Here is a 13,796-nt window from a genome sequence, read left to right on the forward strand (position 1 = left end):
CAACTTGCGAAGACGAAGAGCGACTTCCGACAAGCGAAAGCCCTTGAAACTTGCGAACTCGATATAATTCGCAGTCGCTTAAATTCAAGACGTTCCACTTGGTTCCCGCGACATTCTGGCGCGCTCCGACGGATGAAAATCCGCCGCCTGGGCGAGGGCTTCGCTATTCCGCTTCCAGCCGATCGCGAGCAATCGACAGGCGCACCATCAAACCCTCAGGCCGCCAATCGTACGAAATGGATCCGCCCAATTGCCGCTCGATGGTCCGGATCGCCAATCGGCTTCCGAAGCCGGCGGAACGATCTTTGGTTTTAATCGGAGGACCGCCGCTCTCAGTCCAAATCATTTCATAGGTATCGCTCGTCAGGGAGCATTCGACCGTCAGCGTTCCCGAAGGCATGTTCAGGGCTCCGTACTTGGCGGAGTTCGTGGCCAACTCATGCAGCAGAAGCGCGAGTGCTATCACTGCCTCTGATGATACGGCGATATCCTCCCCCCGGAGCGCCACACGGTTGGATTCGCGACTCTCGTATGGAGCGACAATCGTTCGGATAAGTGCGTGCATCAGCGTCGCCTCCGACGCCTCGGCCACTCCGTCGGAATAGGTCGTGCGGGTCAACGCATGAGCGCGCGCCAAGGCGTCCAAGCGCCCGCGGACAAGGAGCGCTAGCTCGTCAGCCGTCTCGGCTGACGGAACGCTCAGGGAGATAAGACCACTGGCAACAGCGAAAAGGTTCTTGATCCGGTGATCGAGCTCGCGCAGCAGGATGCGCTGACGCTCTTCTGCCCGCTCTCGAGCTTCTTCCGTATGCACTCGCGCCAATCCGTAGTCGAGCTGCTGTGCGACGGTCCTCGATAATTCTTTCTCGCGTTCGGTAAAGTTATGCGGCTGCGTATAAAGCACGCAAAAAGCCCCCTCTGCAGCTGCCTCCGCTGGAAACGGAAAAAGACCAAACGCCGAACTACTCGAACCGTCCAGAAAGGTCGACAGGTCCGGTTTTCCCAAGAGCTCCCCAGGGTCAGAAATACAAAATGGCTGGTGAACAGCCTCGTCTTTTGGCCAAGGCAGGTGTTTGGCCAGATACTCCAGCGACGTTTCCGATAGTCCTAGTGCTGCGACCACGCTCGCCGTCTTGGTACGCTCGAACAGAAAGATCCCCACCTTCGCTCCTGCGAACAACTCCGCGATGGCATCCAGGGTGGCCTTATAGATCTCCGGGCAGGTCGTTGCGTGATTGATCTCATCAATCAGACGGTAGAGGGCCGCCTGCTCGTCCAGGTGCCGCGCGAGCGAGATCTCCGCAGCCTTCCTTTCGCTGATGTCGACCAGCATGGTGATCATACCGGCCGACGCACCGGAATCGTCCTGAAGGAAGGCTGGAAAGGCCATGAATGGGACAAGCTGCCCATCGAACCTCTTTGCTAGAATCTCGATCCCGCTTGACTGTTGATCGTGTGACGCCAACAGTATCGATATCTCGTTAGCCGCAAGCGGGTGTCCGTCCGGTCCGCATAGCATCCAGGTCCCGGAGTCCTTTCGAGCTCCGAAATCCAAGGGATCCCCCCAGAAGTCTATTGCTGCCTCATTGAAGAAGATCACGTTTCCCATGGCGTCGGTCGCGAAGATCATCGTCGGCATAGCGAGAAGCCAGCGACGAGCCTGATCCTCGACAGGCGCCCGGTCCTGTTCCGCGTCGGTGCCACCCACCAACGCACTGAACAGCAGGATCGTGCCGGCAACGCCCATAGAAGTTCTGACGGTATCGGCGCTCGCGAGGCATGTCACGTGCGTTCCGTCGCACCGCCTCACTATGAGGCGCTGATCGTGGATCGGCTCCCCCGCACCAAGAAGATCTTTCATCGTGCACGTCAAGTCGTGGCCAGAGCCGGACTCGAAATCGAAAAGCCCCTTGCAGATGCAAAATCCCTTGCCGTTCGCGAGGGCAGGCCTATCCCCCCAAATCTTCGCTGCAGCCCGATTATAGTACAGAATTCGGCCGTCGGAATCGCAGATACAAACGGCAAGGGGCAATGCGTCGAGCAAAGCGGAGGACACATCGCTGACATATAAGCCAGCGAGAGATTGCAGGAAGGTGGACATGACCGTCGGCCAGGAATTGATATTGCACGAAACCGCTCGAATATTCGAGTGGGATGATTTTTGGGAACCCAGCGCCGCGGCCGCCAAGAGAATACCGCCGAGGCCCCTCGGCCGGTGTGACCTGAATATCTAAGCTATCGGGATTTGCCTAGACCCACAGAAGATTGCCGATCCGCCAACGCCCCTGACCGCCGGTGGCCAGAACCGCAGTCGCCGACTTTCGTCATCTCCGAAGGCCGATTGCATCTCATGATGAAGGTTCCGCAGTCGGTGGACTTGTGTCGGCTACTCCTGGCTTCGACAAGTCCTGCATGAGCAAAGCTCGAACGCCAGCGATCTGCTTATCCGCTTCCGCCGGACTTCTGCCGATGGCAATCAACGTCTCGGCCGCCAGCGCCAGCCCCGCCGCCCAGTTCTCTGGAAACACGCGGGGTTGCACCAGCATCAAGGAGGGATTGCACCTCGCGTTCGTCCTTCACGCCGACAATCAACGGCACCGTGGCTGCAGCGTCAAAGGAGCGGATCTGTCTGCCAAGCCGTTCCGCATCTTCGCCCCGCGGCAGCGTTGAGACGACAGCGCTCGCCCGTGGCAATCCAGCAGCCCTGAGAATTCCCCGCCGCGTTGCATCGCCGAACAGAACATGATGCCCCTTCCGCTTTGCGTCTTGGAGGTGCCGCGGATCCCTCTCCAGCGCGACATAAGGAACCGCGGCAAGATCCAGCACAGTCGCAACCAACTGGCCAACACGACCACAGCCGCACAGGATGATATGGCCTGAGAGGGCTCTGCTCGCTGCCCCGACAATCGCCTCGGTCGAACTTTCATCGACTTGAGGCCCCTCCCTCTGGAAGTGAGCCATTGCTATCCGCTCCGCAAGCCAGCCGTTGTGCGGAATCCAGACGGAGGCGATGGCCATGCTGATTCCCGAGCCAACCAGAAACATCTGAGCGAGTTCCGTCGGAAGGAGCCCGTTGTCGAAGGCTTGCGTCAGCAGAAGCAAGGCAAATTCACCGGCATGGGCGACGACAAGACCCGCCCGCAGCGACGGAGTAATCGCCCAACCGAGCGCCTTTGCGGATACCACGACGACAAACGTCTTCACCACAATCAGCATAAAGACCGTGAGGGTGACTGCGACCGGATGCATGATGACCACGAAAGGGTCTAGCGTCATGCCGGTCGTGACGAAAAAAAGGCCCAGGAGCACGTCCCGGAAGGGCCGGATTTCCTCCTCGATCTGATGACGGTAGTCGCTCTCACCAAGCACCATCCCCGCCAGGAACGCGCCGATCGGAATGGATAGTCCGGCCTGCTGAGCAAGAAAGGCGGCGCCAAGCACCAGCATGATGGAGGACAACTGAAAGAACTCGGACGACCCACCGCGCGCGATCCAAGCCATAAACGCGGGAAGGGTCCTGCGCCCCGCAAAAGCGACGACGAGAAAGGCGGCGACGGTGAACGCCGCCCGTAGCGCTGTTGCGGCAATACTCTCGTCGCCGTGTCCGGCGACAGCGTCGATGAGAATCAGGAACGGCAGCGTCGCCAAATCCTGGAACAACAGCATGCCAAGGGCGAGACGGCCATGCTGGCTTGACAGTTCGCCCTGGTCGGATAGGTGTTTGGCGGTGATGGCGGTCGAAGACATGGCGACCGCTCCACCGACCAACAGCGCCACCAGCAGGTCGGTTTCCCAAACCGCCCAGACGGCTGCCACACAAAGAAGCACCGTAGCGACAACCTGAACTCCTCCAAGGCCGAACACGACACGGCGCGCCGCAATCATCCTGGAAAGAGAGAATTCCAGGCCGACAATAAACATCAGGAAAGCGACGCCGAGTTCTCCCAGAAAATGAATCCCGTCCGTCTCAGGCAGCACATCGAACCCATACGGACCAATGACTAGTCCGGCAGCCAGATAAGCAACAATGGAGGAGACCCTAATTGGCACAAGGAACGCTATGCCGATGAATGCAACAGACACTATCACCAGCGCTTCGAATAAGAGGCGATCGGTCATGATGCTTCCTGAGATCAAATAATTTCGTCAAAAGGCCAGTTAGGGCACGTCCACCGGCTCTTCGATCCCGTTTGACTACGAGATATATTGACACCCGGCTCCTGGGGGCTTGCGATCGCTCAAGAGCAACACCATCTTAGGCACCTCCTAAACATCTCCCTGTGCTTAGGATAAGGAGGTAGCGAATGAAGGCTTTCGTTATCGCCGCTGCAATGGCTTTCTCACTCTCTCAGCCGGCAAATGCAGAAACTACTGTACTATCTCAAGATTATCAGCGACAGCTATATGAGATAGAGCAGACCCTATTGAGCGGAATCGAGGCCATACGGTCATCAGACGATATCTTTGACCTCCAACGTCATACTCCTCCCGCAAGAAACGCGTCCAGCGAAACCGAACCTCGCATCCGCACAAAAGATGCTTCACAGAACGGCTGATACATCCTGGCGAGCGGGCGCCGAATGACGTCGTCCGCTCGCCAGGATGTTTTATTTTCGATCGGCTTCCTGTTTCTGGTGGCCTAGAGCGGGATGGGCTCAGCTATGCCCGCCCGCCCACTCTATCTCTTTGTCAGTGCCGCATTTATGCGATGTCAGGTGATTCCACCTGACTGCAAAATGCTCTAGCTCAGCGTCATGACATGCACGTCGCCGCGCCGTTCCATGACGTTGATCGCGACTTCGCTGCCAGCGCGGCGGACGGCCACGTCGACGCTGCCACCGTTGACCGACAGGCGATGCAGGACGATCTCGTCCATGAAGTCAGGGAGCGCCGGGCGGTTGAAGGTGATCTGACTGGCGGCCGGGTCGAAGCCGAGGCCGAGACTGGACTGGACCAGCGATAGAGGGGTCGCCGCCGCCCAGGCCTGAGGCGCGCAGGCGACCGGATAGAACACAGGGCCTCGGCTGCGCTGACGCGGAAAGCCGCAGAACAATTCCGGCAGCCGTCTCAGATCGAGGTAGGTCGATGCGGAGAACAGCCCCTCGAAGATGCGTGCCGCTTCGGCGGAATACCCGTAGCGGGAAAATCCGGCAGCGATCAGCGCGTTGTCATGCGGCCAAACCGAGCCGTTGTGATAGCTCATCGGATTGTACCGCTCCTGACCCGCGGCCAGCGTGCGCACGCCCCAGCCGGAGAAGGACGAGCGGTTCATCAAGGTACGCACAACCGTGCCGGCGCGCTCGGGCATGGCAATGCCGGTGAAAAGCGCGTGCCCGGCGTTGGAGCTACGAACGCGGCAGGCTCGCTTGTCGCCGTCCAGGGCCAGAACATAGGTGTCGAGCGCTTCGTCGAAAAAGGCTTGGTCGAATTGCCGGCGCAACAGCGTCGCTCGTTTTTCGTAATCGACGGCTTGCGCGTCTCGGCCAAGGGGCCTGGCGATCGCGGCCGCCGCCTGCCAGGCGCCATAGACATAGGCTTGCACCTCGGCGAGCGCGATCGGCCCGCGCGCCAGGGTTCCATCAGCGTGGAAGACCGAATCGTGGCTGTCCTTCCAGCCTTGATTGGCGAGCCCCTCGGCCGTGTGTCGCCCGTATTCCACGAAGCCGTCGCCATCGCGGTCCCCGTATTCCGTGATCCAAGCCAGCGCCGCCTCGATGTTCGGCCATAGACGGCGAACCGTGTCGAGATCGCCGGTGCGCTCCAGATAGGCGCCTGCCAGCATGACGAAGAGCGGCGTCGAATCGATGCTTCCGTAGTAGCGTCGGAACGGCACCTCGCCGAGTTCGGCCATTTCGCCCTTGCGCACTTCGTGCAGAATTTTGCCGGGCTCGGCGTCGGCGGCAGCATCGAAGGCCTTCGCCTGTTCGGCTGCCAAATGCCCAAGGACACCGCGGGCAATCGCCGGATCGAGCCACAGAGTCTCCATGGCCGTGATCAGGGCGTCTCTGCCGAAAACCGTGCTGAACCACGGAATGCCGGCGTAGGGATAGGGTCCCTCGGGCGTGTCCGTCATCAGCATGTAGAGGTCCGAGACGGAGCGGCGCACGCTCTCGTTGAACATCTCGTTGGAGGTGACAATGGCGGTCGCGCGAGACGATGAGCCCCGCAGAGCGCGCCGGGCGTCGCGCAGCGCCTTGAAGAAGGCTCGCCGAACCGGCTGATCGCCCTCATCATCCCCACAGCGGATTGCCAGAAAGATTGTCCGTGTTTCGCGCGGGCGAAGCTCCAACTCGAACACGGCATGATCAGCCTCCAACACTGCTGGCGCCGGATCGAAGCGCAGCCGTGTCTCGCGCGTGCGGCCATCCAGACCGGTATAGGACAAGGTTACCCCGTCCTGAACGAGATCCGCCGGATGATCGGTCCCACGTCGCGCCCGCTTGGTGCCGCGCACCTCGAAAAGATCGGCGAAGTCGGCCGCGAAATCGATCCGCAGCTTGATCCGGCAGACCTCGGAATGAAAACTGCGCAAGGCCAGACGCTCGAAACAGGCGCTTTCCCAAAGGAAGCGCGAACGGCGGATGTGGACCAGGTCATGTCCCAAGCGAACATGACCGGTCTCATCGTGCAGATCCGGGTTGGTCAAATCGCAGGTCAGGACCGCATTGTCGTCGCGCAGCGTCGAAGAAAGCAGGATCGGGCGACCGCCCTCGATGGTCAGATAGAGATGCGAGAGGTATCGCGTGTCGTTATGGAAGATACCTTCGGGGCTGCCCGGCCCCGAAAGGGCATCGCCATTGTGGTCAAAGACGGCGAAGGTATCGCCGTGCTTCAGCGTGCGGGGCCGTCGCTCCTCGAGGGAGGAGGACGCCGGTATGAAGAACTGGGCGAGCGGCGCCGTGCCGACGCTACTGCCGGCCTCCTGCATTTCAGAAACACGTTCGGCATCGATCCACTGCATCGCTCACCCCTTGTTCAAGCCACGATCTGAAGGTCGGGATTCTCCCCATTCCGCCGTCGCAAATGGGCGGCATCGGTGCGAACACCCGCTAGGTTCCGATAGATCGAGAGATAGTCCCGCGCCATTCGCTCGACACTGAAGCGCTGCTCGAAGGTATGGCGCACCTTGGCGCGATCGAGAGTCGCGATGCGTTGCACGGCCTCGACCGCTTGATGCGTGTCGTCGACGATGAAACCGGAGACGCCATCGTCGATAACCTCGAGAACGGAGCCGCGGCGGAAGGCGATTACCGGCGTGCCGCAGGCCATTGCCTCGATCATCACCAGGCCGAAGGGCTCGGGCCAATCGATCGGGAAGAGCAGCGCCGCCGCATTGCCGAGAAACTCAGCCTTCTGCCGTTCGTTGATCTCGCCAATGAACTCGATACTGGGATGCGCCTTGATCATGGGCTCGATCACCTCGTCCCAATAGGCGCGATCGGCCGCGTCAACCTTCGCCGCGATCTTGAGCGGCATACCGGCTCCCGCAGCGATCTCGATGGCGCGATCCGGCCGCTTCTCCGGCGAGATGCGACCGAGGAAAGCAAGATAGCCACCCTTGGCCTCAGCGCTGAACGGCAGGAGATTGCGCGGCAGGCCGTGATAGACGGTGCCCGCCCAGTTGACTGGCGGCATGGGGCGGCGCTGGTCATCGGAGATGGAGACGAGCGGCAAATCGTTGAAGACAGAATAGAAGGGCTTCAGATCCGGCAGATCGAGGCGACCGTGCAAGGTGGTCACGGTGCGATGGGCTATGTCGCGAAACAGCGGAAACTGCAAAAGGTCGATGTGGAAATGCAAGACGTCGAACTCGTCGGCACGGCGGCGAACCTCGTCCAGCATCATCATGTGATAGGGAATGGTATCGCGCACCGATGGCGTAAGCCTCAGCGCGGTCTGGCATCCGGGAACCAGTTCGGCCGATGTAAGAGAATCGCCGCTGGCGAACAGCGTGACCTCGTGTCCCTGATGGACAAGTTCCTCGGTGAGGTAAGAGACGATCCGTTCCGTGCCACCATAAAGGCGTGGCGGGCAGCTTTCGGCGAGGGGAGCGATCTGCGCGATCTTCATCAGCAAGGTCTCCTTTCAAAGCGACGGCAATGAAAGTCATCCTCCGCGGCAGGCGGAAGTGGCACTGTACTAGCGGACGATGAGGCCGAGCGAGCAGCTCGGGCGCGCGCGAAACGCCCAATGTTGAAGAATGTTCCAGCTCCCTGTTGCACTATCGCAAAAAGTTGTGGCATGCAGTTGGCGCCGAAACGCCGCAGCCTAGCTGTCCAACCGAAGGCCTAGAGGAGACGGCGCATGATCCGCCGGCGCCGCGGATCAGCAGATCTCAAGACTTGTTGAAGTTGCGGAGAAAGCCCGTTGTAGGTTAGTTCTGGCTCGGCGGAAGGGGCCAGATCCTGCAGTCGTTTGACGCGCTCCCACGTCGTAGGATGCGTTCGAAACAAGCTCAGCCAGCGAATTCCGCGCGAGCGCATCCGCTCCCAATCATCTCCCTGCAGCGTTTGGATGCGCGCAAGCGCCTGCGCCAAAGGCCGCGGATCTCCCATCAACTCTACTGCTCCTGCATCCGCCAGGAATTCGCGCCGCCGCGAAAGCGACAATTCCAAGAGATCGCTCAGCACCGGCGACAGGATCAGGAGACCGATGGCCATCGGCGAAATGAGCGCGCCGGTTGTCCAAAGCATTGGCAGCGCAGCAAAAAGCATGAACAGCCCGGCGCTCGACATCGCCTGCGTGATCGAACCGACCGTCACCGCCAAACGCATGACGAAAGTGTCCCCGTGGCGGACATGGGCAATTTCGTGGGCGAGGACACCCACCAGTTCATTCGTCGGCAGCGTCCGAACTAAGCCGCTCGTCAGCGCAATGGCGGGATCCTTCTGATCGCCCACCGCCATCGCCTGAAGAACTGGGCTAGGAAGCAGATAGAGGCGCGGGATCACCGGCAACTCGGCGCCTCGGGCAAGCTGCTCAACCAAATAAGAGAGCTCGGGCGCATTGGTCTGATCCAGCGGAACGGCGCCATAGACGCCTCGAATCATTTTATCGCCCGACGTCGCTCCGCCCAAAAGCAGAAGTCCAGCCAGTAGCACGGCCCACGAGATAGCGTCGGGACCGATGACGGCATACCCGGTCCACGCGGCCACGGCGAACAATCCGAGTATAATCAGCCCCGACTGCAGTCGGTTCACCACACGTTGTGCTGCTATCGCTTGAGAATCGGCACGACAAAGCGTCGACCTTTTTCGACTCATCGACCAGGCGCCCTGCTACATTTCCTATGTCTAAAGTATTTAAATTTTTCAGGCCGCTGTCTCCGCGGCTTGTCTTGGAGAATGTTGGGAACCATGCTTCCGACCGGCAGCATGTAGCGATCTTTGCCTTTTATCTTTTATTCTACTTCATCCGGTGTCATTCGTCTCGTACCAGAGGGCCCTCGATCGTCTCCAGTATTCGGACCAATTGACCGACGCGGCCGCTCGGGAAACGGCGCGCATTGTTCAACATTGCCTCATCATTGGTGACCCAGGCGTGGGCTTCGGCAAGCTCTTCCTGCTCGGCTTCGATTTTGACAATCTCAGCCAGAAGGTCCTCATCGACAGGCCCGATGACTTGCTCGACACGTTCACGGTTCAAACTAGCCATTGCTATCCCCATATGCTGCAGTCACATCCAGCCTAGAAGGGTGTCAGGAGCGAGTTTTGAATGCTCGATTCCACATCTGGTTTCGATCCGAGCGACATTCAACATGGATCGTCAACCAGCCTTTCGACATCTGCATTCGACCACACCTCAAATCAAAACCACATAGCAATGCAAAAAGAACGGAAAGATCTCGAGACAAACGGCGAAAGCAATGTTGGAAAGGCACACCTATGGTCGCTTCTCGCTGGGGTAATTCTTCTCGTCCTGGGAAACGGGCTACAGACAACTCTTGTAGGCGTGCGGGCCGGCCTGGAGGGAATGAACGGCCAAACCGTGGGTCTCATCATGTCGGCCTATTTCATTGGGTACGCCGGCGGCTCTGTATTGAGTCCCCGCCTAATCCATGTCGTCGGGCATATCCGAGCTTTCGCCGCGCTCGCTGCGGTAACATCGGCTATAGCTCTTTGCTTTCCAATATTGCCACTTCCCTTCGTTTGGATCGGATTGCGCGTTATCCACGGCGCCTGCTACGCAGGCCTTGTTGTTATCGTCGAAAGCTGGCTAAACGCCTCAACCACGAGAAATCAACGTGGTCGCGTTCTCGCCACCTACATGGTGGTGCTCTACGCCGGCTGGAGCCTCAGCCAACTTCTTTTAAATGTTGCGTCGCCCCGAGGGTTTATCCTTTTCAGCCTAGTCTCTGCTTGCCTGTCACTTGCGCTGGTACCCATCACCGCGACGGGCATTCGGGCTCCCGGCATCGTTACGTCATCGCGGCTCGGACTTCGCGCACTCTATGCCATTTCGCCGCTAGCCGTGGTCGGAGCGTTCATGACTGGAGCCACCGTCAGCGCGTTCTTTGGCATGGGGCCGACATTCGCTCAATCGTCCGGACTGACCGATATCGAAATATCTGCCTTTCTGGCCATCATGCTGGTAGGAGCTCTTATCTTTCAGTGGCCGCTTGGGTGGCTTTCGGATCGAATCGATCGGCGATTCGCGATCATCGGTTGCGCGTTTGCATCTTTTCTTATTGCGATAGCGTTATGGCTCACCGACCAAAACATCGAAACTCTTTTAATTCTTTCGCTGCTTCTGGGTGGCACGATGATGCCGATCTATTCGCTGTGCGTAGCACATGCCAACGATGGAATTGATGCCGAGCATGTCGTCGCGGCGGCGAGCGAGATGATCCTTGTCTACGGCATCGGCTCTGCATTCGGTCCGTCACTTGCCGGCTTGGCCATGAACCAGTTGGGGCCGAGTGGATTGTTCGCGTTCGTAGGTGCAGGCATGGCAGCCTACGGGTTTTATGCGGCGTTCCGTGTAAGGCAGCGTGCTCCAATTCCAGGCGAAGAGAAGCAGATATATGTTGCCGTGCCACAGACGAGCCACGCGGCGCTTCATCTCCATCGTCATGGCCCCGATACCATCAGAGATGCACGGGACCACGTTAGCTCGTAGTGCACAGGCGCATTGTTCGATGACGACTGTGAAAAGCATCGTCGATGCTCAAGGGAAAATGAAGCTGCCCGCTGGATTACGAGCAAGGGTCTATCACTGCCTTGATGATTCTTCGCCTCAACTGACCTCCACTTACTTCGAGCGCTCCCGCACGGCCTCTTCAATGGGCTGATCTGGCCGAAGGCCGGCTGCGCCTCGATCGTCTTGGCCGCAATGACGCCAGCCAACTTTCTTCCCCTGCCGGATCCCCACCCCACGCGGCGCGCCGTCTGGGGAACCCGAGGATGCCGTCATTCCGCGCGGAACAAGAAAGCCGTCCGGCTGCCATCCTCCGCGATGCTACGGCCCGCAAGCGGATGCGGCGCCGATCGCCTTCGGCCCGTCGATCGCCATCGAGATCCCATGAGGCAGAGCGAGGTCGGCGTTTGATAAGAACCACGCTCCGTATCTTTGGCAGCAGCGCATAATGCAGATCGAGGAAGGCATTGTAGTGGCCGGTGAGCTGAACGCCATTTTCGTGTCGCTGGAGTTGAGCCGCAGCACTTGGCTGATAACGTCGCTGTCCCCTGGTGGCGGGGAGAAGATGTCGCGACACACCGTTGATGCCGGTAATATTCCGGGCCTGCTCGAGCGTCTTGGCGTGCTGCGGACCAAGGCCGAGCAACGAACGGGCCAGACCTATCCAATCGTGAGCATCTACGAGGCAGGCCTGGATGGTTTCTGGATTCATCGCGTGCTCGTTTCAGAAGGCATGGAGAGCCATATCGTCGACGCAGCCTCGATCGCCTCCTCGCGGCGCAAGCGGCGCGTGAAGACGGATCGCGTCGATGGCGAGACGCTGGTCAGGACGCTGCTCGCCTACAAGCGCGGGGAGCCGCGGGTGTGTGCGATGCTGCGTGTACCGACTCCCGAAGAGGAGGATCGCCGGCGCATCGGCCGAGAGCGCAAGATCCTCATGAGCGAGCGCATCAAGCACAGCAACCGCATAAAGGGGCTTCTGTTTTCCCAAGGCATTACGACGTTTTCGCCACTTCGCCGGGATCGGCGCAAAGTTCTCGATACACTGGTCACCGGCGACGGGCGGCCGCTCCCGGGCTATATGAAGCGGCAGATATTGCGGGAGATCGAGCGCCTGGAGCAGATTATCGATCAACTCGTCATCGTCGATGGCGAGCGGGACGCCATGCTGGCGGAGGCTGCTAGCCAGGATAACTCGGTCGTGCGCATGATCACCAACGTCGTCGGCGTGGGGCCGGAGTTCGCATCGATCCTCTGGTCCGAAGGGCTCTTTCGGCACTTCGACAACCGACGACAGGTCGCCGCCTATGCGGGCCTGGCGCCAACGCCGTGGCAAAGTGGCTCTGTCGCTCGCGAACAGGGCGTCAGCAAGTCCGGTAACGGCCGGCTGCGCAGTATGCTGATCCAGCTCGCGTGGCTCTGGATACGCCATCAGCCGTCTTCCAACCTCACCAAGTGGTTCCGCGAGCGTGTCGAACGCAACGGCGGCCGGATGAAGAAGACTATGATCACCGCATTGGCGAGGAAGCTGCTGGTGGCGCTCTGGAAGTACGCGACTGCCGGCGTGGTCATCGAAGGGGCTGCCATGCGCGCCTGATCGAGATATTGAGTTCCGCCTGGGCCTGATCAGCCCTGCGGATAGAGGTGGGCGACCGTTTTGCGGCCTGGGCAACAACGCCGTCATCGAGTCTGGAATCGCCCTCCTGAGCCCTTGCCGCCGAAGGCGGGATATTGGTTCGACTGCTTCGGCGGCGACCGGATGTGAGGTTGATACGTGCATAGGCGCGGATCATTGGACCGGCTCAGACCTCTTGTTCGCGGATGATGTCGGCAGGCGCAGGGCGCGCCGCTGATCGCGAGGCGTGACGACCATCGTCGTTCCGGCTGACCAGGCCGGAAAGCCGCCAGAGGGCCTCTGTTCGGGCTGATCTGGCGCCGGGACGGCCTATGCCTGCAACGGCTTCGCCGACCTTCTTCCCCTGCGGCTGCGCCGCATTCCTCGCGGAACAACAAGCTCGGCTGCCGCCGTCCTCCGCTCGCGCTTCGGCCCCTTGGGTGCAGTCGGCCGACCCACCGCCTTTCGATCGCCACGAGGCCGCATCGGGCGGCTTCGAGCACAGTCAGGAGAATACGACATGGCTCAGATCGGCACCTTCACCCGCAGCGACGACGGCACCTTCGCCGGCACGATCCGCACCCTCAACGTGAACGTCAAAGCGGTCATCAAGCCCGCTGCCAAGGACAGCGAACGCGCGCCCGACTACCGGGTCAGCGCCAACGGCGTCGAACTGGGCGCGGCCTGGAGCAAGACGGCCAAGGACTCGGGAACGGAGTATCTCTCGATCAAACTCGACGATCCGTCCCTTCCGGCGCCGATCTACGCCACCCTCATCCAGGGCGACGAAGGCGAACACAAGCTCATCTGGTCGCGATGACAACAACGGGCGCTCCGCTCAGCGTGGAGCGCCCAGCATCATTCCCCACCCCTTGACGGGTGATCCCTCATGTGAGGCCGCAACGGTGCGAGCTCGAAGACCAGAGATCAAGGAGAACCACCATGGCGACCATCGGCACCTTCAAGAAGACCGGCGACAACGAGTTCACCGGCGCAATCGTCACCCTTTCCGTCCAGGCCAAGAACGTCCGCATCGTTCCCGAGG

The 13,796-nt window shown here is 60.1% G+C and carries 11 protein-coding genes and 1 pseudogene; 6 read left to right on the top strand and 6 right to left on the bottom strand.

The features are described from left to right. Positions 1-163: 163 nt before the first annotated feature. Both B5D38_RS14220 and B5D38_RS14225 read right to left on the bottom strand, forming a co-directional pair. Positions 164-2,101 (bottom strand): PAS domain-containing sensor histidine kinase, encoded by a 1,938-nt coding sequence (locus B5D38_RS14220; protein WP_078709085.1) that lies wholly within the window; start codon positions 2,099-2,101, stop codon positions 164-166. 341 nt (positions 2,102-2,442) lie between these two features. Next, positions 2,443-4,119, bottom strand: coding sequence for a cation:proton antiporter (locus B5D38_RS14225; protein ID WP_078709086.1), 1,677 nt, complete (start codon positions 4,117-4,119; stop codon positions 2,443-2,445). Positions 4,120-4,304: 185 nt separating this feature from the next. Between B5D38_RS14225 and B5D38_RS22070 the strand changes: the two genes are divergently transcribed. Further along, positions 4,305-4,556 carry a hypothetical protein gene (locus B5D38_RS22070; RefSeq protein WP_131829927.1) on the top strand — a complete coding sequence of 84 codons (252 nt, stop codon included), beginning with the start codon at positions 4,305-4,307 and terminating at the stop codon, positions 4,554-4,556. Between the two features lie 185 nt (positions 4,557-4,741). On the opposite strand, the gene B5D38_RS14230 is transcribed toward B5D38_RS22070, so the two are convergent. The 4 genes from B5D38_RS14230 to B5D38_RS14245 form a co-directional block, all read right to left on the bottom strand. Beyond that, positions 4,742-6,961: an amylo-alpha-1,6-glucosidase gene (locus B5D38_RS14230; RefSeq protein WP_078709087.1), complete on the bottom strand. Its 2,220-nt coding sequence runs from the start codon at positions 6,959-6,961 to the stop codon at positions 4,742-4,744. A 14-nt stretch (positions 6,962-6,975) separates the two neighbouring features. Continuing rightward, positions 6,976-8,070 carry a glycosyltransferase family 4 protein gene (locus tag B5D38_RS14235; protein WP_078709088.1) on the bottom strand — a complete coding sequence of 365 codons (1,095 nt, stop codon included), beginning with the start codon at positions 8,068-8,070 and terminating at the stop codon, positions 6,976-6,978. A 218-nt stretch (positions 8,071-8,288) separates the two neighbouring features. Beyond that, complete coding sequence (locus B5D38_RS14240) at positions 8,289-9,155, bottom strand: zinc metalloprotease HtpX (RefSeq protein ID WP_207552958.1); 867 nt, start codon at positions 9,153-9,155, stop codon at positions 8,289-8,291. Positions 9,156-9,420: 265 nt separating this feature from the next. Beyond that, complete coding sequence (locus B5D38_RS14245) at positions 9,421-9,654, bottom strand: hypothetical protein (protein WP_078709090.1); 234 nt, start codon at positions 9,652-9,654, stop codon at positions 9,421-9,423. Positions 9,655-9,714: 60 nt separating this feature from the next. On the opposite strand from B5D38_RS14245, the gene B5D38_RS14250 reads away from it, so the two are divergent. The 5 genes and pseudogenes from B5D38_RS14250 to B5D38_RS22575 all read left to right on the top strand — a co-directional run. After that, positions 9,715-11,118 (top strand): MFS transporter, encoded by a 1,404-nt coding sequence (locus tag B5D38_RS14250; protein ID WP_078709091.1) that lies wholly within the window; start codon positions 9,715-9,717, stop codon positions 11,116-11,118. A gap of 19 nt (positions 11,119-11,137) precedes the next feature. Next, positions 11,138-11,290: a hypothetical protein gene (locus B5D38_RS22400; protein WP_207552959.1), complete on the top strand. Its 153-nt coding sequence runs from the start codon at positions 11,138-11,140 to the stop codon at positions 11,288-11,290. 294 nt (positions 11,291-11,584) lie between these two features. Further along, positions 11,585-12,733, top strand: coding sequence for an IS110 family RNA-guided transposase (locus B5D38_RS14260; RefSeq protein WP_078709093.1), 1,149 nt, complete (start codon positions 11,585-11,587; stop codon positions 12,731-12,733). A gap of 538 nt (positions 12,734-13,271) precedes the next feature. Next, on the top strand, positions 13,272-13,571 hold the full coding sequence (locus B5D38_RS14265) for a DUF736 domain-containing protein (protein ID WP_078709095.1): 300 nt from the start codon (positions 13,272-13,274) through the stop codon (positions 13,569-13,571). A gap of 122 nt (positions 13,572-13,693) precedes the next feature. Continuing rightward, positions 13,694-13,796: pseudogene (locus B5D38_RS22575) on the top strand (DUF736 domain-containing protein); the annotation flags it as partial.

It is taken from the genome of Consotaella salsifontis (assembly GCF_900167365.1).
Taxonomy (GTDB): Bacteria; Pseudomonadota; Alphaproteobacteria; order Rhizobiales; family Rhizobiaceae; genus Consotaella; species Consotaella salsifontis.

Coding starts and splice junctions, on each gene's coding strand:
- B5D38_RS14220 (WP_078709085.1), bottom strand. CDS start 2,101: ATGTCCACCTTCCTGCAATCTCTCGCTGGCTTATATGTCAGCGATGTG.
- B5D38_RS14225 (WP_078709086.1), bottom strand. CDS start 4,119: ATGACCGATCGCCTCTTATTCGAAGCGCTGGTGATAGTGTCTGTTGCA.
- B5D38_RS22070 (WP_131829927.1), top strand. CDS start 4,305: ATGAAGGCTTTCGTTATCGCCGCTGCAATGGCTTTCTCACTCTCTCAG.
- B5D38_RS14230 (WP_078709087.1), bottom strand. CDS start 6,961: ATGCAGTGGATCGATGCCGAACGTGTTTCTGAAATGCAGGAGGCCGGC.
- B5D38_RS14235 (WP_078709088.1), bottom strand. CDS start 8,070: ATGAAGATCGCGCAGATCGCTCCCCTCGCCGAAAGCTGCCCGCCACGC.
- B5D38_RS14245 (WP_078709090.1), bottom strand. CDS start 9,654: ATGGCTAGTTTGAACCGTGAACGTGTCGAGCAAGTCATCGGGCCTGTC.
- B5D38_RS14250 (WP_078709091.1), top strand. CDS start 9,715: ATGCTCGATTCCACATCTGGTTTCGATCCGAGCGACATTCAACATGGA.
- B5D38_RS22400 (WP_207552959.1), top strand. CDS start 11,138: ATGACGACTGTGAAAAGCATCGTCGATGCTCAAGGGAAAATGAAGCTG.
- B5D38_RS14260 (WP_078709093.1), top strand. CDS start 11,585: ATGCAGATCGAGGAAGGCATTGTAGTGGCCGGTGAGCTGAACGCCATT.
- B5D38_RS14265 (WP_078709095.1), top strand. CDS start 13,272: ATGGCTCAGATCGGCACCTTCACCCGCAGCGACGACGGCACCTTCGCC.